At 31.0% G+C, this 25391-nt stretch carries 25 protein-coding genes and 1 pseudogene; 19 read left to right on the top strand and 7 right to left on the bottom strand.

Going from position 1 to position 25391, the window contains the following annotated elements:
- Positions 1-44 precede the first annotated feature (44 nt).
- Positions 45-728 carry a DUF2490 domain-containing protein gene (locus L3X37_RS07105; RefSeq protein ID WP_237239477.1) on the top strand — a complete coding sequence of 228 codons (684 nt, stop codon included), beginning with the start codon at positions 45-47 and terminating at the stop codon, positions 726-728.
- Positions 729-756: 28 nt separating this feature from the next.
- On the opposite strand, the gene rlmF is transcribed toward L3X37_RS07105, so the two are convergent.
- Positions 757-1635: a 23S rRNA (adenine(1618)-N(6))-methyltransferase RlmF gene (rlmF, locus tag L3X37_RS07100; protein WP_237239476.1), complete on the bottom strand. Its 879-nt coding sequence runs from the start codon at positions 1633-1635 to the stop codon at positions 757-759.
- 3 nt (positions 1636-1638) lie between these two features.
- A complete protein-coding gene (locus L3X37_RS07095; protein WP_369409884.1) occupies positions 1639-2064 on the bottom strand; it encodes an MATE family efflux transporter in 426 nt (141 codons plus the stop codon).
- Positions 2065-2378: 314 nt separating this feature from the next.
- Between L3X37_RS07095 and L3X37_RS07090 the strand changes: the two genes are divergently transcribed.
- A complete protein-coding gene (locus L3X37_RS07090) occupies positions 2379-3038 on the top strand; it encodes an HAD family hydrolase (protein ID WP_237239475.1) in 660 nt (219 codons plus the stop codon).
- Positions 3039-3085: 47 nt separating this feature from the next.
- On the opposite strand, the gene L3X37_RS07085 is transcribed toward L3X37_RS07090, so the two are convergent.
- Positions 3086-3232: a hypothetical protein gene (locus L3X37_RS07085; RefSeq protein ID WP_237239474.1), complete on the bottom strand. Its 147-nt coding sequence runs from the start codon at positions 3230-3232 to the stop codon at positions 3086-3088.
- Between the two features lie 8 nt (positions 3233-3240).
- Entirely contained in the window at positions 3241-3684 is a 444-nt protein-coding gene (mscL, locus tag L3X37_RS07080; RefSeq protein WP_237239473.1) for a large conductance mechanosensitive channel protein MscL, read from the bottom strand.
- A gap of 319 nt (positions 3685-4003) precedes the next feature.
- Between mscL and L3X37_RS07075 the strand changes: the two genes are divergently transcribed.
- Positions 4004-4606, top strand: a complete 603-nt coding sequence (locus tag L3X37_RS07075; protein ID WP_237239472.1) for a SatD family protein — start codon at positions 4004-4006, stop codon at positions 4604-4606.
- Positions 4600-5322: a DUF3307 domain-containing protein gene (locus tag L3X37_RS07070; RefSeq protein ID WP_237239471.1), complete on the top strand. Its 723-nt coding sequence runs from the start codon at positions 4600-4602 to the stop codon at positions 5320-5322. The genes L3X37_RS07075 and L3X37_RS07070 overlap by 7 nt, the downstream gene beginning before the upstream one ends.
- 318 nt (positions 5323-5640) lie before the next feature.
- On the opposite strand, the gene L3X37_RS07065 is transcribed toward L3X37_RS07070, so the two are convergent.
- Both L3X37_RS07065 and L3X37_RS07060 read right to left on the bottom strand, forming a co-directional pair.
- Positions 5641-8910, bottom strand: a complete 3270-nt coding sequence (locus L3X37_RS07065; protein ID WP_237239470.1) for a cytochrome c biogenesis protein — start codon at positions 8908-8910, stop codon at positions 5641-5643.
- Positions 8911-9106: 196 nt separating this feature from the next.
- Positions 9107-9511 (bottom strand): group III truncated hemoglobin, encoded by a 405-nt coding sequence (locus L3X37_RS07060; protein WP_237239469.1) that lies wholly within the window; start codon positions 9509-9511, stop codon positions 9107-9109.
- Between the two features lie 60 nt (positions 9512-9571).
- On the opposite strand from L3X37_RS07060, the gene L3X37_RS07055 reads away from it, so the two are divergent.
- From L3X37_RS07055 to L3X37_RS07000, 12 genes are all read left to right on the top strand, one after another.
- Positions 9572-10339 (top strand): Rossmann-like and DUF2520 domain-containing protein, encoded by a 768-nt coding sequence (locus tag L3X37_RS07055; protein ID WP_237239468.1) that lies wholly within the window; start codon positions 9572-9574, stop codon positions 10337-10339.
- Positions 10320-10850 (top strand): KdsC family phosphatase, encoded by a 531-nt coding sequence (locus L3X37_RS07050; protein WP_237239467.1) that lies wholly within the window; start codon positions 10320-10322, stop codon positions 10848-10850. The genes L3X37_RS07055 and L3X37_RS07050 overlap by 20 nt, the downstream gene beginning before the upstream one ends.
- Positions 10851-10955: 105 nt before the next feature.
- Positions 10956-11861, top strand: a complete 906-nt coding sequence (locus L3X37_RS07045) for a geranylgeranylglycerol-phosphate geranylgeranyltransferase (protein WP_237239466.1) — start codon at positions 10956-10958, stop codon at positions 11859-11861.
- A gap of 7 nt (positions 11862-11868) precedes the next feature.
- Positions 11869-12462, top strand: coding sequence for a Maf-like protein (locus L3X37_RS07040; RefSeq protein WP_237239465.1), 594 nt, complete (start codon positions 11869-11871; stop codon positions 12460-12462).
- Between the two features lie 88 nt (positions 12463-12550).
- Positions 12551-13486, top strand: a complete 936-nt coding sequence (locus L3X37_RS07035) for a septum formation inhibitor Maf (RefSeq protein WP_237239464.1) — start codon at positions 12551-12553, stop codon at positions 13484-13486.
- Between the two features lie 55 nt (positions 13487-13541).
- On the top strand, positions 13542-14072 hold the full coding sequence (locus L3X37_RS07030) for a mechanosensitive ion channel domain-containing protein (RefSeq protein WP_237239463.1): 531 nt from the start codon (positions 13542-13544) through the stop codon (positions 14070-14072).
- 33 nt (positions 14073-14105) lie between these two features.
- Positions 14106-15173 carry a magnesium/cobalt transporter CorA gene (corA, locus tag L3X37_RS07025; protein ID WP_237239462.1) on the top strand — a complete coding sequence of 356 codons (1068 nt, stop codon included), beginning with the start codon at positions 14106-14108 and terminating at the stop codon, positions 15171-15173.
- Positions 15174-15256: 83 nt separating this feature from the next.
- Positions 15257-17782 carry a PIG-L family deacetylase gene (locus L3X37_RS07020; protein ID WP_237239461.1) on the top strand — a complete coding sequence of 842 codons (2526 nt, stop codon included), beginning with the start codon at positions 15257-15259 and terminating at the stop codon, positions 17780-17782.
- Positions 17783-17896: 114 nt separating this feature from the next.
- Positions 17897-19711 (top strand): sodium:solute symporter family protein, encoded by a 1815-nt coding sequence (locus tag L3X37_RS07015; protein WP_237239460.1) that lies wholly within the window; start codon positions 17897-17899, stop codon positions 19709-19711.
- A complete protein-coding gene (locus tag L3X37_RS07010) occupies positions 19692-20681 on the top strand; it encodes a Gfo/Idh/MocA family protein (protein ID WP_237239459.1) in 990 nt (329 codons plus the stop codon). Before L3X37_RS07015 ends, L3X37_RS07010 begins: the two co-directional genes overlap by 20 nt.
- Positions 20682-20885: 204 nt before the next feature.
- Positions 20886-21350, top strand: coding sequence for a hypothetical protein (locus L3X37_RS07005; RefSeq protein ID WP_237239458.1), 465 nt, complete (start codon positions 20886-20888; stop codon positions 21348-21350).
- Complete coding sequence (locus tag L3X37_RS07000) at positions 21340-21540, top strand: helix-turn-helix transcriptional regulator (RefSeq protein ID WP_237239457.1); 201 nt, start codon at positions 21340-21342, stop codon at positions 21538-21540. The genes L3X37_RS07005 and L3X37_RS07000 overlap by 11 nt, the downstream gene beginning before the upstream one ends.
- Positions 21541-21613: 73 nt before the next feature.
- Here L3X37_RS07000 and L3X37_RS06995 read toward each other — a convergent pair whose 3' ends face one another.
- Positions 21614-22462: a DUF2911 domain-containing protein gene (locus L3X37_RS06995; RefSeq protein ID WP_237239456.1), complete on the bottom strand. Its 849-nt coding sequence runs from the start codon at positions 22460-22462 to the stop codon at positions 21614-21616.
- 216 nt (positions 22463-22678) lie between these two features.
- On the opposite strand from L3X37_RS06995, the gene L3X37_RS06990 reads away from it, so the two are divergent.
- From L3X37_RS06990 to L3X37_RS06980, 3 genes and pseudogenes are all read left to right on the top strand, one after another.
- Positions 22679-23335, top strand: coding sequence for an MIP/aquaporin family protein (locus L3X37_RS06990; RefSeq protein ID WP_237239455.1), 657 nt, complete (start codon positions 22679-22681; stop codon positions 23333-23335).
- 76 nt (positions 23336-23411) lie between these two features.
- Positions 23412-24068: a TetR family transcriptional regulator C-terminal domain-containing protein gene (locus tag L3X37_RS06985; RefSeq protein ID WP_237239454.1), complete on the top strand. Its 657-nt coding sequence runs from the start codon at positions 23412-23414 to the stop codon at positions 24066-24068.
- A 9-nt stretch (positions 24069-24077) separates the two neighbouring features.
- Positions 24078-25390, top strand: a pseudogene (locus tag L3X37_RS06980) (ABC1 kinase family protein).
- The last annotated feature ends 1 nt before the right edge of the window (position 25391 follow it).

The following is a 25391-nucleotide window of genomic DNA, read 5'->3' as shown; positions in this document are numbered from 1 at the left end:
TTGTGTTTCTGAAAAATATTGTGCATTCTCATTTATTTGAACTCATGAAAAAAATAATATTACCACTAAGTTTACTATTAGTTTTTTATACTAATTATGCTCAAACTGATTCAGAAGATAAACTAGGTGCTTGGTATGATATTGGTTTAAACCACAGAATTGCAGAAAAAATAAGTATTGAAACTTATGCACAACTCTGGCTGTATGAAGTTAATGATAACTTTAACTTCTTTTTATTTAAATTAGGTTATAATTACCATTTTAATCCTAAATTGACTGCAACAATTTATTTGGGCTATTCAGATATTGACGTCAACATAAATATGAGCTCTTCACATACTTACGAAAGGCGAATTACAGAACAAATTGTATTTAAGCATAAAATAAACAAAATACCTTTAGACCACAGATTTAGAATAGAACATCGTTTTTTCAAAAAGCTTGATACTAAATCTAAAACGGCTAGATTACGCTATAGATTAGGTAGCAAGTTCAATTTAAATAACACTTTATTTATTCGTTTACATAACGAAATCTTATCAACACCCAAGTTTACTAATACATTAGAGAACAGATTTTATACAGGCTTAGGTATAAACATTTCAAAATCTAGCAACATAAAATTAGGTTATATGAACAGAAATACACCAAGTAAAGCAAACTTGCACAGAATTCAAGCTGGGATTTTTATAAAAACAGATTTTAGAAAAAATAAAAAGTTAATCTAAAACATCTCCAAGTCAATTTTTACATTTCTTACATTACAAATGTCCATGCTACTATACGCGATATTTTATTGCCTTGTCTCATATCGATGGTTTTAATTTTAGTAGCATTTAATTTTTTTAAGGATTTATAAATCCCTTTAACCAATTCTCTTTTAGACACTAAAGTTGAAAACCAAACACATTGCTCTTTAAATAAATAACTTTCGTATAAGTAATTATGAATAAATGCTTTTTCGCCACCTTTATACCACAACTCATTATGCGTGCCAGAGAAATTCCTAAGTATCTTATCTCCTAACCTATTTAAACCTTCTAATTTTGAGGTTGTTGCCTTTAAAGCCTCGTCTTCTGATTTATAAAATGGAGGATTGCATATTGAAATTGAAAACCTGTTATCTTCATTAAAAACACCTTTAAGAATTTTCGAACTATCTGCCTGAAATCTTAACTCAACTTTATCGTTCAATTTATTTTTATCGATGATTTTTTGAGCGTTTTGTAATGAGGTTTTATCAATATCAGTTGCCACAAAATTCCAGTTATATTCAGCAACACCTAAAATAGGGTAAATGCATGTTGCTCCAGTGCCAATATCTAAAACACTAATATTTTTATTAATATTTGAAGCTTTTAATATATCAGAAATATGATGAATATAGTCTACTCTACTGGGAATTGGCGGACATAAGTTTATATCTGGAAACTCCCAAAATTTAATATCATAATATTTAAATAACAATGCCTTATTGAGGACTTTTACAGCTTTAGGATTTGCAAAATCTATGGTTTTGGTTTTGTATTTATTTATAAATACATAAAGCAACAAATCTGGAAAGACTTTGCATAATTCATCAAAGTCATATTCAGATTTATGCTTGTTTTTTGGATGAAAGTTTTTCTCAGACATTTTTTATACTTGTATTGCCTTCCAATACCCTCTTTTAAACCAAATTATAGCAATAATGGCTGCTACAAAAACCCTTAAAAAAATAACTTGCACCGCTACTTGCGATGCTCCTTTAATATCGGTTTCACCCACACGTCTTGCTACTACAGCTGTATCAGCCATACTTAAACCAATAGCCACAGCATACACCAAAGTAATTACAGATTCTGTTAAACCAATGGTTGCTACAGCATTTACGCTAACTTGCGAAACATACATAATATCAACTATTGCAAAAATAGATTCCATGAGCATTTCTAAAATCATGGGAATAGACAACATAAAAACTGCTTTACGTATACTACCAGATGTAAATTCTTGGTCTTTGCCAGTAACAGCTATTTTAAAATATTGAATGAATTGTTTTAATGAAATTTTATTTGATTGCATATTTATAAAGTATAAAGTAATAGACATAACTAAACACAAATTAGTACTTAGTAATTTTTTAGTTCGAGAGGAATCTCGATACAATACGGAAGTCAAATTATACAATCATAAGACCACAAATATGGAAAATTAATTTAAAACCACAAAATACGTTTAGAAATTGACAAAATAATTCACCCTCCCTTTTAATTCTTTTTTGGACACGAATTACGCTAATTTGCACAAAATAAATCAGTGTAATTCGTGCAATTAGTATCTATTTTTTTAATAAACCAACTTAAAATAAATACATATCTTCGCTGAAATTTTTTAAGATGATAAAAGCGGTTATTTTTGATATGGATGGTGTTATTGTTGATAGCGAACCTTTGCACCACAAAGCGTATCAAAATATGTTTAAAGATGTAGGCATAAAGGTGTCTGACGCGCTTTACGAATCTTACACTGGACAAGCAACTCTACCTATTTGTCAGCACTTATGTAAAACATTTAATCTTACTGAATCGCCCGAAACTTTAATGGCTATAAAGCGAAAGCATTTTAAATATTTATTTGATAACGATAATAGCTTTACACTTATTGATGGTGTTTTAGAATTGATACAAGATTACCATAATAATGACTTAAAACTGGTCTTGGCATCGTCGGCTTCAATGCCTAATATTAATAGAATTTTTAATAGATTTAGCTTAAATCAATATTTTATTGCAAAGCTTAGTGGAGCCGATTTAAAAGCCTCAAAACCACATCCTGAAATTTTTATAAATGCTGCTAAAGCTTCTGGTTTTAAACGTGAAGAATGTGTTGTTATTGAAGATTCTACCAACGGCATAAAAGCTGCAAATGCAGCTGGTATTTATAGTATTGCTTTTGATAGTAAACACTCTAAAAATCAAGATTACTCAACCGCCAATAAAGTGATTACTGATTTTATGGAGATTCGATATAATAAAATTAAAAATGTTTTGAAATAAAAATGAATATTGATGAGAAACTGAAACTAGTTCAGTTTGACGAAAAATTATTTTTCTTTAGCTTTTCTAATTATAGCTTTCAAGCGTTCTTTACGCAAAGCTTCCTCTGCTTTCTTTTTATTCTTTTTTCTATTCATTAATTTTGAATGCTTAGCCTTATTTTTGGTATTTTTCTCTCTTCCTGTTTTTGCCATAATCAAACTCATTTTTTAGACTTTAATAATGCATTCTGTTCTTCCATTAAATCGGTAAGTTTTGATAGCAATTCTATATCTTTTGGTGTTGCTACCGTTGTGTCTTTAGTGTCTTGCGCTTTTTTACGCAATCTATTCATAAACTTAACTACAATAAATATTGTAAACCCTATAATAATAAAATCTAAAAAGGCTTCACCCAAGGCGCCATACCCTATAGCGACTTCATCTGTAATTATTGTACCTTCAGTATTTTCAACAGCATCTTTAAGTATAATGCGCTTATCTTGAAAATTTACTCCATTTGTTAATAACGACAATGGTGGTAAAAATACTTTTTTTACTAATACATCAATTACTTTATTAAATGCGGCTCCAATAATAATACCCACAGCCATATCCATCATATTTCCTTTTACAGCAAACTCTTTAAATTCCTGAAATAGTTTCATTTTTTTATCTTTTAAAAATTATTACGCAAAGGTATTTGTTTTAAATCGGGTTATAAAAAACAAACTTTTATATATTAGTTTTTTTTAAAACATTTATGCGATTCTATTTAGCATCATTAAAAGAACATGCACTATCTGCTTTATAGCAGATAATTAAAATCATTACATTTTTAGCAGATATTATTGATTATCTACTAAAAAAATGATATTACTAATTATTATCTTTTAAGCTAATATTTTAAATTATTAGTTAATTAGTTAATATTTTCGTTTTTTTAATAAAATTTTATACATTTGATTATACCTTTTTTACCAAACTATGACAAGTATAATAACAGGTGATATTATAAATTCTCAAAAAAGCTCTCCAAAACTATGGTTAGAGGCGCTTAAAACTATATTAAATAATTATGGCAATTCCCCTTTAACATGGGAAATATATAGAGGTGATAGTTTTCAATTAGAAGTTGCTCCAAAACAAGCATTAGAAGCTTGTCTTTTAATAAAAGCCACCATAAAGCAATTTGAAAATATTGATGTAAGACTAGCCATTGGTATAGGAGAAAAAACCTATCAATCTATTAAAATTACAGAATCAAACGGAAGTGCTTTTGTAAACTCAGGCGAATGTTTTGAAAATCTGAAAAAAACAACACTCGCTGTAAAATCTCCTTTTAATGAGTTTGATAATTCAATAAATATCATGCTAGAACTTGCGCAATTAGTTTTAAATAACTGGACAAGTACATCGTCACTTCTTGTTAAAACCACTTTAGAAAATCCAGACTTAAACCAAAGTCAATTAGCTGAAATTTTAGAAAGAACGCAAGGAAATATTAGTCAAGGACTTAAACGTGCTGGTTTCGATGAGGTTTCAAAACTATTACACTACTATAAAACCCAAATACAGAACTTATGTTAGCCTTATTTATCAAATTAGTATTAGCGCATTTTATAGGCGATTTCTTATTACAGCCACAAAAGTGGGTGATTCACAAAGAAACACATAAACACAAATCTAAATTTTTATACTGGCATATTTTAGTGCATTTTGGTGCTTTGATACTAGTATTACAAGCCAATTTTAATTATTGGTTGGGTATATTAATAATTATTGTCTCACATTATATTGTTGATGTTATTAAACTTCACTTAAAATCTATACTTAATAACAGGCTGCTTTTTGGCTTAGATCAAGTAGCTCATTTAATAATAATTGCATTAGTGGTTAGCATTTATCAACCCTATCAGTTTAGCACAAACACACTTTACAACCCTTCCTTTTTATTATTAATTACAAGCTTATTGGGTGTTACAGTGGTATCGTCTATAATTATGCGAACCATAATCTCGAAATGGTATCTAAAAGAAGATAGTAATGATGAGTCTTTAGAAAACGCAGGAGCCTACATTGGGATGTTAGAACGCCTATTTGTATTCGCCTTTATAATAACACAGCATTGGGAAGGTATTGGGTTTTTATTAGCAGCAAAATCGGTATTTCGCTTTGGCGATTTATCAAAAGCCAAAGACCGAAAACTTACCGAATATATTCTTATAGGCAGTTTATTAAGTTTTGGACTAGCTATTTTATTCGGACTAGGTTACGAGTATGTTTTAGGATTGATAGAGAAATAATATAATAATGACGTTACCCCACCCTTCGACAGGCTCAGGGCAGTAGGGGTCGGGTTTTCCGTTACAATCTTTTAAAACGTCATTGCGAGGACGAAGGACGTGGCAATGACGTTTTAAAAAGGATTTCTACTGCAATCCCCCTAACGCAGGCAAGTCAGCTATATTCAGTAATTTATCTGTCATAACCTTTCAAAATCCGTTAAGTTTACAGTTTAAAAATAAATCTTAAAATCACATATTCAGATATAGAAAGTAAAAAAATTAAAACAAACAAATTCCTACCTTCACTTCGACTTCGCTCAGTGACCACGCAGGTATTTATTTCTTATAATGCTTAGCATATCCGCGGTAAGCGAAAAAACCTAAAACAGCAACGATAGCACAAGCAATTAATATAAACTTAACACTCACTATTTGGTCGCCACTTGCATAACTATGCAATCCAGCTAAGTAGAAATTCACTCCAAAGTAAGTCATTAAAATGCTCGCAAACGCCACAATAGACATGAGGTTAAAAAACCATCGACCACGCAACCCAGGAATTAATCGCATGTGTATTACAAAAGCGTAAATCATAATGCTAATAAGTGCCCAAGTTTCTTTAGGATCCCAACCCCAATAGCGCCCCCAACTTTCGTTTGCCCACATGCCTCCTAAAAAGTTTCCAATGGTTAGCATTACCAAACCTACAGTTAAAGCCATTTCGGTAATTATGGTAAGTTCTTTTATGTTAAGATCCATTTTCAACTTGTTCTCGTTTGTTGTAAAAATCATCAATAATAACGATACTACACCTAAAATCATACCCAATGCAAATGGCCCGTAACTAGCAACAATTACAGCTACATGAATCATGAGCCAATAACTGTTTAAAACAGGCTGAAGGTTTGCAATAGCAGGATCCATCCAATTCCAATGCGCAATCATTAAAATCATAGAAGTTACAAAAGCTCCTGCGGCAATGGTTAAATTAGAAGTACTTCGCTTTCCAAGAACAGCCATAACAATCTCAGATATGTTTTTCTTTTGGACTCTCTTTTCCTTTTTACTTATTCCAGTAATTAAACCAAACAACATTGTAGACCAAGCCACATAAATCATAGACTCGTAAGCATCACTCCAAGGGGCATGTCCAGAAATATACCAGCGCATAATTAAACCTGCTGTGTGTAAAATAAACAACCCGAAAATCGCAAACTTTAACACATTTACAGTAATATTCATGGCTTTGCTTTTTTCTTTAAATATTTGAATAATTAGTATAATAAATAGCAGTGTTCCTGCATACATATACCAACTAAACAGTTTTTTAAAGATGTCGTATTTGTTGTAGCGCACTTCTGTTTTTACTTTCTCATCGCTCAACATTACCTCAGCTCCATATTGATGTTGCGTTTTTTTAAACGCCGATAAAAGTTTTGAAGCTTCAGAGAAATCTCCTGATTGTTTTGCTTTATTAAGCGTAAATAAATAAGCTCTAAATCCGTTTTTTATAAAATTACCGTAAAGCGAATCTTCAATTTTATTATTTAACGCTTTGTCAACTCTATAATCATAAGCCGAAATCCATTTGTTATTTTCATCATTAGGAATAGGGAATATTTTTAACGACATACCTTCAACAGCATTATACAGTAAACTAACACGTTGGTCGGCTTCTTTAAATTCTTTTTGAAATGCATTAGGAACTTGTGCTCTATATGCTTCTTCTAAATAAGGCGCTAACTTATATTCGCCTCTAATTGTAAAAAAATCAGCTAAAGCAGCATATTTTTCTTCTTTATTTATACCTATTAAACTTCTTATAGAGTCGCCTTTTTTAGGCTTTATATAAATAACAGGTACATTATACCATAATAATGGACTCTCTTGTATGGATAAAAGTACTTGGTTAGCATCAAAACCCTCATAAGTATCATTTTTACTTAATTTACGCAACATTTCTGAGGCATAAGTATTAACAGGCATCATACGTCCGCTAAGATCTTGAATAACTAAATGCCCGAATTCATCAGCATGTACTTTTGGTGTTATATTGGCTTTTAATACAGAATCTATTTGAGTTTTTGATGGTTTAGAGTGATCATGTCCATCATCTTCAGAATGTTGTTGAGAAAATGCATTCATCCCAAAACATACCAAAACAATTGAAAGTAATTTTGCTTTTTTGGCTTTTACTTTGGTAAGTTGTCTTTTTAAATCGCCAAAACGAGAACCTTTTACAAACAAAATAGCCATCAAGCCAAAATAAAGAAGAAAATAACCAATATACGTTAGTAATGTTCCCCAATAATCATGGTTTAAAGATAATATAGTACCTTTCTCATCAGGATCAAAACTAGATTGAAAAAATCGGTATCCACGATGATCTAAAATATTATTCATAAATATTTTATAATCAAAATCACCTTCTTGTTCATCTAAAACAGTGACTTCACTTGAATAAGCTGCATTCATAGTTGAACCAGGATACTTTTCGGCTTCAAAATCGTTTAACTTAATTTGAAATGGTAATTCTAATACTTTCGATCCGTATTTAAAAGCAAAGTCTAAGCCTCCAACTTTAATTTGTTTAAAAGCAGCATTTGTACCCTTCCCGCCAATTAATCCAACTGTTTTAGTTTCGTTATTTGTGCTAACCTTAAGAACCAAACCATCACTATCATTTTTACTTTGTAACATTTTTGGTTTTTCAACTACATCAAAAACACCTTTTACAACTGGTTTCGGAAACACCATTTGCATATTACCAATACTATAAAGCGAGCGCAAAACTAATGGTTGCAAGCTGTCTTTAACCAACTTACCACGGGTTTGTGTAGCCATAGTCATGTATTCGCCTTCAAAAGGAGATTGTATGGTCAATTCGTTTTCAGAATAGCTAATATTTATGGCACCTTGGGCTGGATTGTTTAAAGTAAAAATAACATTATGGATACTGGTTTGAGTCCCTTCCTTTAAAAAATGATTATGAGACCCAGCACCACTTCCTTCAACAATTTTAAGGTAAGACTCTCCATTATTATCTGGTACAATATCTTCTTCAGCGTGAGCTATAAACTTTTCTAATTCAATAGTTACAGGTTGATTGTTGTAGTCTGTTTTAACTTTAAAATCATTATCTAAACGTTTAGAAAAATCAACTTCAGATTCTAAAACACGTCTTTGGCTTTGACCATCAATTTGATAATCTCCATCAATATAAGTTGTTACATATGTTTTTTGTGATAAAAAGGTGTTTTCGGTTGCGCCTTCTCTTATCGCCATCATGCCCTCAAAACTAACATAGCGTGTAATAAACGCACCAAGTAAAATAAAAATGAATGATAAATGTAAAATTAGTGTCGCCCATTTTTCTTTTCTATATAGCCGAAAACGAAAAATATTTCCTGCAAAATTAATTACAAAAAACACCATAATAGCTTCAAGCCACCATGTGTTATAAATTAAATTTCTAGTGTATGGCGTGGGCGATGTTTCTTGTCCGGCATCTAAAAATGTTCCAATTGCCATTGCCGCAGCAAAGGTTAAAAATAAAACAGCAGTAAGTCTAGTTGAGAAGATAATTTTGGCGAGTTTATTTTGCATATTAACTACCTTTTTTAGGTCGAGCAAATTTAAGGATTTATGTTTGTTTTTAAGTGTTAAAGTATTGAAAAAGTTTGAAGACCGAAGACCGAACTCGCTTACTCTACTTTTATATGTTTCTATATTTTACGAAAGGGTACTAATACATAAAACTTAATCTAACCATTTGAAAACTGATACTGCGACTGTAAACTGCCTACTTTTTCGTTCTCGCTTCAAATATTTTTAAATATAAAAATGTGCCCATTTTTCTGGCGCGCCGTTTAGCGTTTTCTGCATAATCGCCTTCAAAAAGTTCATCGATAGTTTGAAACCATAGGTTTAACCAAAGTCCAAAATGCAATTCAGTAATGGTATTGTTGTTATCTCTATCAACTTTTACATGGGCTTCTAAAGGATCTCCATTGTATCGTTTTTCTAGCTTTCTTGTCATAAACAAACTCGATTCCCAAAACGTTGTAAGTCTATCTATATGCTCTGGCCAATCCTTAATTATATCATTAAAAAAAGGTCCTAAAACTGGATCTTTTCTTACTTTTTCATAAAATGATGTGACTAATAAAAATACGCCATCTCTAGTTTTAATATCTTTTTTAATCATAGAGTACAAAGATAAGCCATAAGTCTTTCATATAATACATTACTTGCTTATTTTAGCTCTATGATTTCAGTAGTAATTCTTGGCGCTGGCAATGTAGCAACTCATTTATTTAAAGCTTTTAATACAGCTAATAATGTTTCCGTAAATCAATGGTTTAACAGAAATATAAGTTCTATTTTTCAATATAAAAATGAAGTTGATATTACTGATGACTTATCATTATTAAAAGATGCCGATGTGTATATTATAGCCGTTAGTGATGATGCTATTGCTGAACTATCTAAACAACTAACCTTTAAAAACAAACTTGTTGTACACACTTCTGGCAGCGTTGGTATTTATGATATTGATAAGAAACAAAAACGTGGTGTATTTTATCCATTACAAACCTTTAGTAAAGATGCCGAAATGGATTTTAAAAACGTCCCGATTTGTATTGAAACCATTGATAAAAAAGATTATCATATTTTAAAAGAATTGGCTATTTCTATAGGAAGTCCAACAAAAAAAGTAAATAGCGATCAACGCCGTGTATTACATTTAGCTGCTGTTTTTGTAAATAATTTTACCAATCAATTGTATAGAATTGGACATGAAATTACCGAAAGCGAAGGTGCAGAATTCGATTTGCTAAAACCGTTAATTCTTGAAACGGCAAATAAAATTCAGGAATTATCGCCTTATATGGCGCAAACTGGTCCGGCTAAACGACATGATAAAAAAACCATAAAAAAACATTTAAAAAGTTTAGAAAACGATCATCATAGAGCAATTTATGAGTTACTTACACTATCAATTCAACAAACCCATGGAAGAAAAAAGTTATAAAGAATATTTAGAGCATATTACCACGTTCATTTTTGATGTTGATGGTGTTTTAACCAATGGATCTGTAACCATAACAACTACTGGAGAGATGTTACGAAAAATGAACATTAAAGATGGTTATGCACTTAAAACCGCTGTTGATGCTGGGTTTAATGTTTGCATCATTTCTGGAGGCTCTAATGAAGGTGTTCGTATTCGTTTAAAAGGTTTAGGTATTACTGATATATATTTGGGCGCACACAATAAGATTGAACAACTTAATGATTACTTCAATAAAAAAAACATAAAACCAGAAAACGTGCTGTATATGGGTGATGATATTCCAGATTTCCCTGTAATGAAAATTATTGGCTTACCATGTTGCCCGCAAGATGCAGTGCCAGAAATAAAAAATATTTCAAAATACATTTCGCATAAAAAAGGCGGTAAGGGTGCAGTTCGCGATGTTATTGAACAAGTTATGAAGGTTCAAGGAAAATGGAATGGTAATTTTGATGCACAGTATGATTAGCTGTAGGCAGTAGGCAGTAGGCAGTAGGCAGTAGGCAGTAGGCAGTAGGCAGTAAAATAAATATAAGTTAATTTAGCTACAACTTTGAATTTTAAACCCTAAACTTTGAGCTTCCTAAACCTCATTCGTTGGAAAAATTTATTACTGATTGCTCTTGTGCAGCTATTAATTAAATATGCCCTTTTAGAACCATTTGGTTTTAGCTTCGGGTTAACAACACTACAAATTTCAATTTTAATTTTAGCTACTATTTGTATTGCTGCAGCTGGCAATATTATCAACGACATTTATGATGTTGAAATCGATTTTGTAAACAAACCTGATAAAATCATTATTGGTAAAAACATATCAGAAAAAACAGGATATAATCTTTTTATTATTTTAAATGTAATTGGTGTTGGTCTAGGCTATTACTTGTCGCAATCTGCTGGTAAAAGTGCTTTTTTCTCAATATTTGTTATTATTTCGGCATTACTTTATATTTATGCTTCTTACTTAAAACAAACACTTTTAATTGGCAATATTATTATTTCTGCGCTTGTAGCACTAAGTATTATTGTGGTTGGCATTTTTGAATTATTACCTGTAATTACAACAGAAAATAGACAAACCCTATTAACCTTTTTTAAAATAATTTTAGACTATGCGCTGTTTGCTTTCATTATAAATCTTATTAGAGAAATTGCAAAAGATATTGAAGATATTGATGGTGATTATAAAGCTGGCATGCGAACACTACCAATTATTATCGGTAGAGAACGCGCAGGCAACATCCTTTTTGTTTTAACGCTTGTTCCACTATTTGCTGTATCTTATTATGTTATAAATTCGTTATACAGAAATCAAATTGCTGTAATCTATTTTTTAGCTTTTATAATTGCTCCTTTGCTCTATATCAGTATTAAATCGTTTAGTGCAAAAACTAAAAAAGACTATCATCATATTAGTAACATTTTAAAATTGGTGATGCTTTTTGGGCTGCTTTCACTACTTTTATATAAGTATAATTAACCATAAAATGTTAAACCAAAAACTAAAAAACTACAATATCATTTTAGCATCCGCTTCACCTAGGCGACAAGAGTTTTTTAAAGGTTTGGACTTAGATTTCGAAATTCGACTAAAACCCATAAAAGAAGAATACCCACCACGACTAACACATTTTGAAATAAGCAATTATTTAGCACAATTAAAAGCATTACCATTTAAAGCAGAGTTACAACCAAAAGACATCCTAATTACTAGCGATACCATTGTTTGGCACAATAACAAAGCTTTAGGTAAACCCAGAAACGAAGACGATGCTTTTTCTATTTTAAAAACACTAAGTAATACAACGCATGAGGTAATTACTTCGGTTTGTTTTACAACTACAACTTCAGAAAAAACCATTTATAATATTACCAAAGTCACATTCAAATCGCTGTCAGATGATGAGATTAATTTCTATATAAAAAACTATAAACCATTTGATAAAGCTGGTGCCTATGGCATTCAAGATTGGATTGGTCAAATTGGTGTTACAAAAATTGAAGGCTCTTATTTTAACGTTATGGGCTTACCAATTCATGCTGTTTATAAAACGTTAAATGACTTAGTAAAAGCGTCTTAATTTTGTAACTTTACTCGATAATCGAGATTTAAATACCATAGATATCTATCTTGATTAATCCGAAGTCGATTACTTTAAAAGCTTAATTATGAGAACACTTATAAAATTATCCTTGGTTATCGTATTATTAATTTGTCTTGCTTCTTGTAAAAATGAATCAAAACAACAAAAAGATATGGCGGTTAATTTCGCAACGGAAACAGCACCCACAAAAAAGTTATCTTTAAAAGAACCACCGCAAGCATTTAAAGACTATTGGTATGCAGGTAAAGCAGAAATCACATCATATAAATTAGAGCAAGCACGTTACGGTGAAATAAGAAACGGAAAAGCGGTTTTAATTTATGTTACCGAAGATTTTTTACCAAATAAACAGGTAAAAGCCGATAATCAAAACCCAAATAATATTTCTGTTTTAAAATTGAACGCTACAAAAAAATTTAATACAGGATTGTATCCGTATTCTGTAATGCAAAGCACATTTTATCCCGTTTCTAATAACCAACATGCCATAAAGGTAACAAGCTCTATGCAAGAATGGTGCGGACATGTTTATGCACAATTAAACAATAGAGATAAATTTGAAGTTTCAGCATTTTCATATTTTGAAAGTGAAGGCGATCAAAACTTTAAACTCGAAAAAGCCATTTTAGAAAATGAGTTATGGACTCAACTGCGCATTAATCCTAAATCCTTACCAACTGGGAATATCAAAATTATTCCTTCTCTAGAATATAGTCGATTAAAACATGTAAAACTTAAAGCTTACAATGCTAAAGCTACTTTATCAAATGACACATTTTCAATTGATTACCCAGGGTTAAATAGAACATTAGCTATTAAATTCAATCCTAACTTTCCTTACGATATAGAAAGTTGGGAAGAAACTTTTAAAAGTGGATTTGGCAAAAACGCCAAAACCTTAACAACAAAAGCTACAAAACTAAAAACCATAAAATCTGCCTATTGGGGAAAAAACAGCAATGGCGATGAAGTTTTAAGAGATACACTTCAACTAAATTAATATTGTATCAAATTGTGGTTATCTTTGCAAGCATTAATATCCTAATTAAAAAATAATGTTTTCCGAAACACTTCAAAGTCAGCTAATAATATCAGGAATAGTTATTGTTTCTTTATTGATTATTAGAGCAATCACCCATTTTACAATTACCAAAGTAGCTAGAAAAAATGGTATAAACGATGCGCGAATAAGATTGATGCGCAGGTATATAACCGTAACACTGTTTTCGATAGTAATACTTATTGAAGCCTTTGTTTTTGGAGCAGAGTTTGAAGATTTAGCACTTATATTTTCATCGGTATTTGCCATAATTGGCATTGGCTTATTTGCCATTTGGTCTATACTAAGCAACGTAACTTCTGGTATTATTATGTTTTTTAACTTCCCTTATAAAGTTGGCGATAAAATAGAAATTCATGACAAGGACTTTCCCATTACCGCTATTATTGAAGATATTAGAGCCTTTCAATTACATTTACGATTAGATGATGGCGATTTAGTTACATATCCAAATAATTTAATATTACAAAAAGCCGTTACACTTATTAAAAAAGATGCCATTGAAGATGATGGGGAAGCTGTGTAATTATTCACTATATTTATAATATACATTTTTTAGATGTTAAAATCAAAAGGCAAAATTCATACTAAAAAACTAGGGCAAATACCTGGAAGCATTATATATACAGGTGAAAAAGAATCTCAAAAACTTTTTATTGAAGCGTTCGATTATAGTAAAGAACACTGCATAGAAAAAGAGTTACTTGCCGCAGAAGAAAGCTTTGAGTTTAAACTATCTGACTCTATAACATGGATTAATTTAAACGGGTTAAATCATGTTAATGAAATTGAAAAACTAGGTAATCACTACGATTTACATCCACTAGTTTTAGAAGATATTGTAAACATAACACAACGCCCAAAAATTGATGAATACGAGAACTATTTATTTGTGGTTCTAAAAATGCTTTATTATGATGCTAATAACAAAATAGTCTCAGAACAGGTAAGTTTTATTTTAGGAAAAAATTATGTGCTAACTTTTCAAGAATCTGATGGCGATGTTTTTGATGAAGTTAGAAACCGAATTAGGCATGCCAAAGGTCGTGTTAGAAACATGCAGGCAGATTATTTACTATATATTTTAATTGATGCTATTGTAGACCATTATTTTAATATTATTGAGGTATTAGGTGAAAAAATTGAAGATTTTGAAACGGCAATATTCTCAGGAAATGTTCATGACTCTATAAGCAAAGATATTCAAGATTTAAAACGAGAAATTCTAAGAGTGCGTCGTGCTATTTTTCCGCTTCGCGAAGTGATAAACCGTATTGAAAAACACGAAGGAACTCTAATTCTAAAAAAAACAAAAACGTTTTACCGTGATATTTACGACCATTTAATACAAGTCTCTGAAAACATCGATATTTATAGAGAAATGATTTGGAGTTTAATGGATATGTACATGACAACCATTAGCAATAAAATGAACGAGGTTATGAAAGTGCTCACCATTATGGCTTCTATTTTTATTCCGCTTACTTTTATTGCTGGTATTTATGGTATGAATTTTGACTATATTCCAGAACTTCAATACAAATATTCTTATTTTATTTTATGGGGCGTTATGATTTTACTTTTTATTGTCATGCTTTTTTACTTCAAACGCAAAAAATGGTTGTAATAAATTTAAGTTAAAGAAACATTAAAAGCTACTCCTCGCCTATTTTACTTTGCTATATTTGATTTTTAGCTAAAAAAATAATTATGCAAAAAAACCTGTTTTCTATATTTATAACACTCTTTTTTTGTTCTGTTTTACAAGCACAAAAACCAAAAACACCCTCATCATCTCAGATATACGAATCCATTCAAAAACTTAATTTTTTAGGTTCAGTATTATATGTAGCTGCTCATCCAGACGATGAAAACACACGCCTTATTTCTTACATGGCTAACCACTTAAAAGCACGAACAGGGTATTTATCTTTAACCAGAGGCGATGGCGGACAAAACGAAATTGGCCCAGAATTAAGAGAACTTTTAGGTGTTATTAGAACGCAAGAATTATTGGCTGCAAGACGTATTGATGGTGGCGAACAATTTTTTACAAGAGCTAACGATTTTGGTTACTCAAAACATCCAGATGAAACTTTAGAAATCTGGGATAAAAATGAAGTTTTAAGCGATGTGGTTTTAGCAATTCGGAAATTTAAACCAGATATCATTATTAACAGGTTCGACCACAGAAGAGCTGGTAGAACGCATGGGCATCATACTTCTTCTGCCCTCTTAAGTATGGAAGCATTCGATCTTGCTAGCAAGAAGTCTTCGTATCCCGAATTACTTAAAGACGCTAGCATATGGCAACCAAAACGTTTGTTTTACAATACAAGTTGGTGGCGCTATGGTAGTAGAGAAGAATTTGATAAAACTGACAAAAGCAATATGCTTAGTTTTGATATTGGCACTTATTATCCGTTAAAAGGATTGAGTAATAATGAGATTGCTTCTTTGGCAAGTAGCCAGCATTTATGTCAAGGTTTTGGGCGATTATCGCAACGAGGTTCTCAACAAGAATATATCGAGTTTTTAAAAGGCGACCCATTAACCGATAACGAAAATATTTTTTCAGGCATTGATACCTCATGGAATCGTGTAAAAGGCGGAAAAGCTATTGGCGATATTTTATATAAAGTTGAAAACAACTTCAATTTTAAAAACCCTTCGCAACATATTGGGCAATTGCTTGAAGCTTATAAACTGCTTCAAAATATAGATAACGAACATTGGAAAACTCAAAAATCAAAAGCATTAAAATCTATTATAGAAATGTGCTCTGGTTTATATTTAGAGGCTTCGGCAGATACAAATTGGGCAACACCAAATGAAACCATAAATATAAATATTGAAATTTTAAACCGAAGTAATCTTTCGATAAACTTGGTTAGTTTAAACAACAAAAATGATTTAAATGTTTCAAAAAACATCGCATTAAAAAACAATGTAAAATATATATTTAAAGAAACTATTAAAATTAATAAAGATGAAAAAACAACAACACCATATTGGCTAAGTGAAAAAGGTACTTTGGGCATGTATAAGGTTGATGATACTAAACTAATAGGCTTAGCTGAAACACCAAGAGTTTATAATATTAGTTTTAACCTTTTAATTAACAATATTCCGATAACTATAACTAAACCCGTAATTCACAGATACTCTAAACCAGACAAAGGTGAATTGTATAAACCTTTTGAAATAATTCCAGAAGCTTCTGCAAAAATTACCGAAAAAGTCATTATTCTAAATAATAATAAGCAACGCGATATTACGGTAGTTGTTAAAGCAGGACGAGATAATCTTGAAGGCTTTGTTGAAGTTTGTCACCCAAATGATTGGAGCATTTATCCTAAAAACCAAAAAGTTAACATTAAACACAAAGGCGAAGAACAAACGCTTGTTTTTACTGTTATTCCTCCTAAAAATGAAAGTGAAGGTTTTATTGGGCCAATAGTTACCATTAATGAGAATTTATACACCAAAGAGCTTATAGAAATTGATTATAATCATATCCCGTTTCAAACCGTTTTATTACCAAGCGAGAGCAAAATAGTACGATTAGATATAAAAAAGAAAGGCGAAAATATTGCCTACATTCAAGGTGTTGGCGATGTAGTTCCTGAAAGTTTAAAGCAAATAGGCTATAATGTTTTAACTATAAAACCAGAAGATATTAATGCTGAAATACTTACCAGGTTTGATGCCGTAGTAGTTGGTATTAGAGCCTATAATGTACTTGACGATTTGCAATTTAAGCATAAGCAATTGTATGATTTTATTGAAAATGGTGGCAATGTAATTGTTCAGTATAGTAAAAACTTTGGGCTTAAGACAGATAATATATCTCCCTTTGATTTAAAATTATCGAGAGATCGGGTTACAAATGAAAATGCCGAAGTTCGTTTTTTAAGCCCCGAGCATCCTGTACTTAACTATCCTAATAGAATAACTAAAAAAGATTTTGAAGGTTGGACTCAAGAACGCGGTTTATATTTTCCTAGTAAATGGGGAGACGACTTCACACCCATTCTTTCAATGAATGATAAAGGAGAAACACCAAAAGATGGAAGTTTACTAGTGGCAAAATATGGTAAAGGCTATTATATATATACTGGGCTAAGCTTTTTTAGAGAATTCCCAGCTGGTGTTTCTGGCGCTTATCGATTATTTGCAAATATGCTTTCTATAGGGAAAGAAGATTTAACTCTAGAACCTAAACTAAACGACTAAATATGAACCAAGACAAACCCGAAAAACAACCTTGGCTAAAACTTTATTCCATTGTTTTAATTGCTAATACCATTTATATTATTGCTTTTTATTTAATAATGAAAGCTTTTTAATATGCAAACATTAAATTGGATTGATTGGGTTGTTTTAACCGTTACGTTAGTAACTATAGTTGGCTATGGCACATGGAAAACCCGAGGTAGAAAAAGCGCACAAGACTACATAAAAGGTGGCAACACAACAAAGTGGTGGACTATTGGCTTATCGGTAATGGCAACACAGGCTAGTGCCATAACTTTTTTATCAACAACGGGGCAAGCGTTTTCAGATGGTATGGGGTTTGTTCAATTTTACTTTGGTTTACCCATTGCCATGGTTATTATTTGTTTGGTTTTTATTCCTTTATATCATCGCCTAAAAGTATATACAGCCTACGAATTTTTAGAAAACAGATTCGATTTAAAAACAAGAAGTTTAACGGCTATTCTGTTTTTAATTCAACGTGGATTAGCAGCGGGAATTACCATTTTTGCCCCTGCAATAATCTTATCAGTAGTCTTAGGTTGGAATATTACTTACCTCAATATTGCAATCGGCGTTTTAGTTATTATTTATACCGTTTCTGGTGGCACAAAGGCCGTAACAGTTACACAAAAGCAGCAAATGTTTGTCATTTTTGCAGGCATGCTTGCTGCATTGGTTATTATTTTAAATTTAATTCCAGATAACGTTTCGTTTACTAAAGCTTTAGATATTGCTGGTGCAAGCGGGCGAATGGAAGTTTTAGATTTTTCATTCGATTTAGAAAACAGATACACCGTTTGGTCTGGATTAATAGGCGGAACATTTCTTGCTCTTGCCTATTTTGGAACCGATCAAAGTCAAGTACAACGCTACCTTTCTGCAAAATCGATGAAAGAAATGCAAATGGGTTTAATTTTTAATGGGTTATTAAAAGTACCTATGCAATTCTTTATTTTATTAGTTGGCGTTATGGTATTTGTGTTTTATCAATTTAATGCAGCTCCACTTAATTTCATTGATGCTTCAACTAAAAAAGTTTTAGCTTCAGAGTACTCGCAACAATATCAAAATCTTCAAGAAAAACAAAACAATCTTTTTAATGAAAAGAAAGCTTTAAGTATTCAGGTTTCCAAAAATGATGATGATAAATTACGACAAGATTTATTCGTTTTAGATAGCATTGAAAAAACACACCGATTAAAATCAAAATATTTAATAAAACGTGCTATTGACACCGCTTATGCTAGCAAATATGATAAACTAAATACGGAATTATTAGCTTTAAAAAAAAATAAAAACAGTGATGCTTACAAAAAGAAAAAAGAAGAATTGAACACTTGGTATAAAGAATCTGCAAAAGACACCCAAACCAACGATAGGGATTATATGTTTATTACTTTTATTCTCAAATATCTACCAAAAGGTTTAATTGGTTTATTATTGGCGGTTATACTTTCGGCTGCTATGTCCTCAACAGCATCAGAGATAAACGCACTTGCAACTATTACCTCTATCGATTTATATGGAAGGAATTTAAAAGAAGATAAGGACGAAAAACACATGGTAAAAGCCACAAAAATGTTTACTCTACTCTGGGGAATCATGGCTATAATTATTGCTTGTTTTGCTAATCTTGCTGAAAATTTAATACAATTGGTTAACATTATTGGCTCTATATTTTATGGTAATGTATTAGGTATTTTTCTTTTAGCATTTTTCTTTAAGTTTATTAAAGCTAATGCTGTTTTCGCAGCTGCACTGATTACTCAAATTATAGTTATTATTGGCTGGTGGTTTGATTGGATGCCTTACTTATGGCTTAATCTTTTTGGTTGCATTTTAGTTATTTTAATTGCAGTATTAATTCAATTTTCACAAAAAAATAATGACAGAATCAGTGCCTAATAAAACCATTAATTGGGGTATTATTGGTTTGGGTAACATTGCCAATAAATTTGCAAAAGATTTATTGACTATTGAAAACGCTAACCTTTATGCGGTAGCATCACGCTCTTCAGCAAAAGCAAACGAATTTGCACAACAATACAATGCTACTAAAGCCTATGAATGCTATGAAGATTTAGCAGAAGACCCTAACATTGATGCCGTATACATAGCTACCCCTCATGTTTTTCATAAAGAAAATACGCTTTTATGTTTAGAAAATAATATTGCCGTTTTATGCGAAAAACCTTTTGCAATGGATGCTAAAGAGGTTGATACTATGATAGCAAAAGCTAAAGAAAAAAAAGTGCTTTTAATGGAAGCACTTTGGACTTACTTTTTACCACATTATCGATTTGTTTTAAGAACACTGGAAAACAAAACTTACGGAAATATTTTAAAATTAGAAGCTGATTTTGGTTTTAAATCTAACCATAGTAAAACCTCTCGAGTATGGGAGAAATCGTTAGGAGGTGGTAGTTTGTTAGACATAGGAATCTATCCTGTTTTTACGGCATTATCTACTCTAGGAAATCCAAATACAATTAAAGCCAATGCAATAATTACAGAAACTGGTGTAGATTCTACTTGTGAGATGACGTTTAATTACACCCCAAATATTAAGGCTTTTTTAGAAAGCTCTTTTATAGAAGACACGCCAACTGAAGCCATTTTTTATTGCAAAAAAGCCACTATTAAAATTAATACACAGTTTCATTGTCCAACTACAGTTACTATAACAGAAGCTAATGGTGAAGAAAAAACTATCGATTTTAACTACAAAACCATTGGCTACAATTACGAAATTGAACATTTTAATAGTTTACTTAGAGCACAAAAAACTGAAAGTGATATTATGACATTTCAGTTTAGCAAACAGCTTATTAAAACTTTGGATGGTGTTAGGAAGATTATAAACCTTCATTACTAAAACCTTTTACTTTAAAGATTAGTTTTTATTACTTTATGACAATCTTATTTGTCTAAATGTAAAGTTTATTTTACTTTTGTTTTATCAATCATATAAATCAACTTAAAACGAACAGTTATGAAATGCCTAATAATAATTTTAAAAAATAAAGGAATTAAAAAAGGCATCGCATCTGACCAAATTAATAACATTAAAAACTAACAGATGAAAACAAATTATTTACTACCAAACAAATACAAAATAGTAGGCTGGGTTCTATTTATATTAGGTATTATATCAGGTTTATTAATTACTATTTATGAATTTGAACTTGATTTTTTTAAAATCAAAGTCCTTCAAATGTTTAACTTTAAAGGCAATAAAGAACCTTTTTTTTGCATTATAAAAAACAATGTACTAGATGAAATAATTTCAATTTGTATTATTGTTGGAGGTCTTCTAGTTGGTTTTACAAAAGAAAAAATTGAAGATGAGTTTATTTATAAACTTCGCAAAGACTCTTTAGTATGGGCAATTATATGTAATTATACTATATTGTTATTTACTATTATATTTATTTATGGTGGTGATTTTTTTGATATAATGATATACAACATGTTTACTCCATTACTATTCTTTATAATCCGCTTTAATTTTTTAAAACTAAAAAATAGAAGTCATGAAGAATAATATAAAAGTGCAACGCGCAATTCATGATTTAACTCAGGCAGATTTGGCAAAAAAAATAGGTGTTAGCAGACAAACCATTAACGCTATGGAAAAAAACAAATACGTCCCCTCCACAGTCCTATCATTAAAAATTGCAAAGCTTTTTAAAAAACCCGTTGAAGACATTTTCTTTCTTGAAGATGAAGATTAGGTACAAAAAAAAGCGCAACCATAATCAGTTGCGCTTTAAATATCTAATCTTCTAAAAATCTAAGAAGTCTAAATTAAATTGCTCCCCATTCTTTTAAAGAATCTTGGTTCATTTTAACAAAACCAATATTTCCAGCTTTTTCAGCAAGCTTCATAGAGGCCTTAGCAGCTACTATAGCACTAGCTTTATCTCCAGCTTTAGCATGAATTAAAGCTTGTTGTCTTAAAATCCAATAGCGTGGATTATCTTTAGTCATTTCTACAGCTTTATCAATCCAAACCTTAGCTTTCTTAATATCTTTTCCTTCTTGTAAATAATATTGAGCAGAAGCATAATAATCATTCACACCTGGACCACTCATAACATTATTAATACTTGCTAATACAGCATTATCTGTTGGCACTTCAAATGGTACAGCTATATATGTTTTGTCCCAAATTAAATCAAGTGTTGCTCCTTTATTTGTAATATTATTAATATCTAAAGTAAAGGTTTCTACGCTAAACGTAATAGGGTTAGACCTTACAGTTGTTTTAGCAGCAACATGATTTTCATCTAATTCATTAGGTGTTCCATTCGTCTTTCCATCATTATAAAAAATAACTTCCCAAGATTCAGCGTTAGGAATTGTAAAAACAGAGTAAGAACCTGCTTTTAAAGTTTGTCCATCAACAATTGCGTCTGTACTAAATGTTATTTTAGTTCTAGCATTAGCTCCAGTACGCCATATTTTACCATAAGGCACTAAGTTTCCAAAAACCGATCTCCCTTTTACACCTGGTCTAGAATATTCTATAGTTACATCGGTTAAACCAACCTTTTGTTCTATTTTAGAAAACGGACTTGGTTGTGGTGTCTTAACCTGTGCATTTACCGAATAAGCCATTGTAAATGCCATTAAAATTAATAGTAGTTTCTTCATTTTTACATATATATTAGTTAATCAAATAATTAATTATTAATGCATAAAATTACGGAACAAAAAATCTATAAGTGTTAACAAAAGCTTAAATTAAGGAGTTATATATTTGCAGCAAAATAATTTGTGCGTTACCCAAAAGGGTAGGGCTTTACGCTATATCTTTTGCAAAAAAGAAAAAGGATGCCGCATCAATCCCTAACGCAAAAAAAGTTTAATATGAAAAAATACATTTCCGAAACAATAGGCACGTTCTCCATGGTATTCTGTGGTTGTGGCGCCATGACCATTAATGAAATTACAAACGGAAGCATATCGCACGTTGGAGTTGCTATAACTTGGGGACTCATAGTCATGGCCATGATTTATGCTTTTGGCGAAATATCTGGAGCGCATTTTAATCCAGCTGTAACTATTGGTTTTGCATTCGCTAAAAAGTTTGCTTGGAATCAAGTGCCTAAATATATTTTAGCACAAGGCATTGGAGCGTTTTTTGCTATTTTTATTTTATGGTTTTTATTTCCCGAAAGTCAGTTTTTAGGCGAAACCACACCTGCAGAAAATTTTCCTGCATATAAGGCCGCTATTTTAGAGTTTCTACTCACATTCTTCCTAATGGTAGTTATTATCAACGTATCAACAGGTAGTAAAGAAATTGGTACTATGGCAGCAATAGCAGTTGGAGGCGTTATTCTTTTAGAAGCTATGTTTGCAGGACCCTTAACCAAGGCATCTATGAACCCCATTCGATCTATTGCACCAGCAATTTTTACTGGTAATTTTCAATACTTATGGCTTTATATTACTGCTCCTGTATTAGGCGCTATTGTAGCAGTTTCTAGTTGTAAACTTGTTAAAAATGACAATTGTTGCTAATAATTTATTAAATTTGTTTAACTTTTATTAAAAATAGTTAAACATTTTGTATCTTTGTTGTAAATCATATCAGATTATGGCAAAGAATAAATCAATTTCAGAAGAAAAAATCCTAACACTGTATATGGATTATGTTTTAGAACATGACCAAAACCCTAAGTCTGTGTACTCATTTTCTAAGGCTAATAATTTTGAAGAAGCTGTTTTTTACAAATATTTTGCATCTTTTGAGGTCATTGAAAAAAGTATTTTTGAAGCTTTCTTTACCAATTCAATAAACACTTTAAACAAAAGCGTCGATTATAAAATATTTGATTCTAGAAACAAACTACTAAGCTTTTACTATACTTTTTTTGAAAACTTAACGACCAATAGAAGTTATGTATCGCATGTGCTCTACAAGTACAAAAACGACTTAAAAGGTTTAAAAACACTCGCTGGTTTAAAACAACATTTTACTACATTCATCTCAAACCTAGAAATTCAGATGTTAGATTTAAAGCACGAAAAACTAGAGAAGATACAAGACAAAACATTAAAAGAATCGGCGTGGTTACAGCTGTTAATTACTATAAAATTTTGGTTAGACGACACATCGGCTTCATTTGAAAAAACAGATATTTTTATAGAAAAATCAGTTAATACAACCTTTGATGTTTTAGATATAGTACCAATAAAAAGTGTATTAGACTTGGGCAAATTCTTGTTCAAGGAAAAATTTCAAATGAATTAATATAAAATTATGAAAACCATAGATAAAATACCAACCTCAAAAATACAACGTGCTACCAAATTGGTTTCAACTGGTGCAAAAGTTGGGGTTAACTATTTAAAATATTATGGCGATAAAATGGTTAATTCTGAGGTTGAAGCCAAACAACGGTTAAATAAAAATAATGCTAATGATATATATGATGGTTTAAAACAACTTAAAGGAAGTGCGCTTAAAATAGCACAAATGCTAAGTATGGAAAAAGTATTTTACCACAAGCTTACGTAGAGAAATTCTCGCTAGCACAATTTTCTGTACCACCTTTATCTCCACCATTAGTTATAAAAACATTTAAAAAATATTTTGGAAAACATCCTAACAATTTGTTTGATACTTTCAACGCAACTTCTGTAAACGCTGCTAGCATCGGTCAGGTGCATATGGCAACCAAGAATGGGAAAAAACTTGCTGTGAAAATCCAATATCCAGGAGTTGCGGAGAGTATCGCTTCAGATTTAGCCATGGTTAAACCTATTGCTATAAGTATGTTTAATATTAAAGGTAAAGATTCTGATAAATATTTTAAAGAAGTAGAAAATAAATTGGTCGAGGAAACCAATTATGTTTTGGAAATAGCACAAAGCAAAGAAATTACTAAAGCGTGTTCACATATTCCTAATTTAATGTTTCCTAAGTATTACAAAGAACTATCTTCTGAACGTATTATCACCATGGATTATATGGTTGGTAAACACCTTTCGGAATTTGCTACACAAAATACAGACCAACTAAAAGCACATAAATTAGGACAAGCCCTTTGGGATTTTTACATGTATCAAATTCATAATTTAAAAAAAGTACATGCAGATCCACATCCTGGGAATTTTCTAGTTTCTGAAAAAGGAGAATTAATAGCGTTAGATTTTGGGTGTATGAAAACCATTCCTATGGAATTTTATACACCTTATTTCGAATTAGCAAAACCAGAACACATCAACAATCAAGATTATTTCGTTACAAAACTCTATGAGTTAGAAATATTGCGAGAAGATGATTCAGAAGAAGAATTAGCTTTTTTCACCAATATGTTTTATGAAATGTTGAGTTTATTTATAGAACCATTTCAACAAGAAAGTTTTGATTTTTCTGATGCGGAATTCTTCGATAAAATTGCTACATTAGGAGAACTTTATTCTAAAAGTACCGATTTAAAAAAGATGAATGGTAACCGTGGATCAAAGCATTTTATTTATATTAACAGAACTTTTTTTGGGCTTTATAATTTAATGTTCGATCTGAAAGCTAAAGATATTAAAATCAACAATTATTTAATATTGTCTTAAA

It is taken from the genome of Wocania arenilitoris, assembly GCF_021728535.1.
Taxonomy (GTDB): domain Bacteria; phylum Bacteroidota; class Bacteroidia; order Flavobacteriales; family Flavobacteriaceae; genus Wocania_A; species Wocania_A arenilitoris.
Note: the sequence above shows the minus strand (reverse complement) of the source record. Positions and strands in the feature narration are given on the sequence as shown.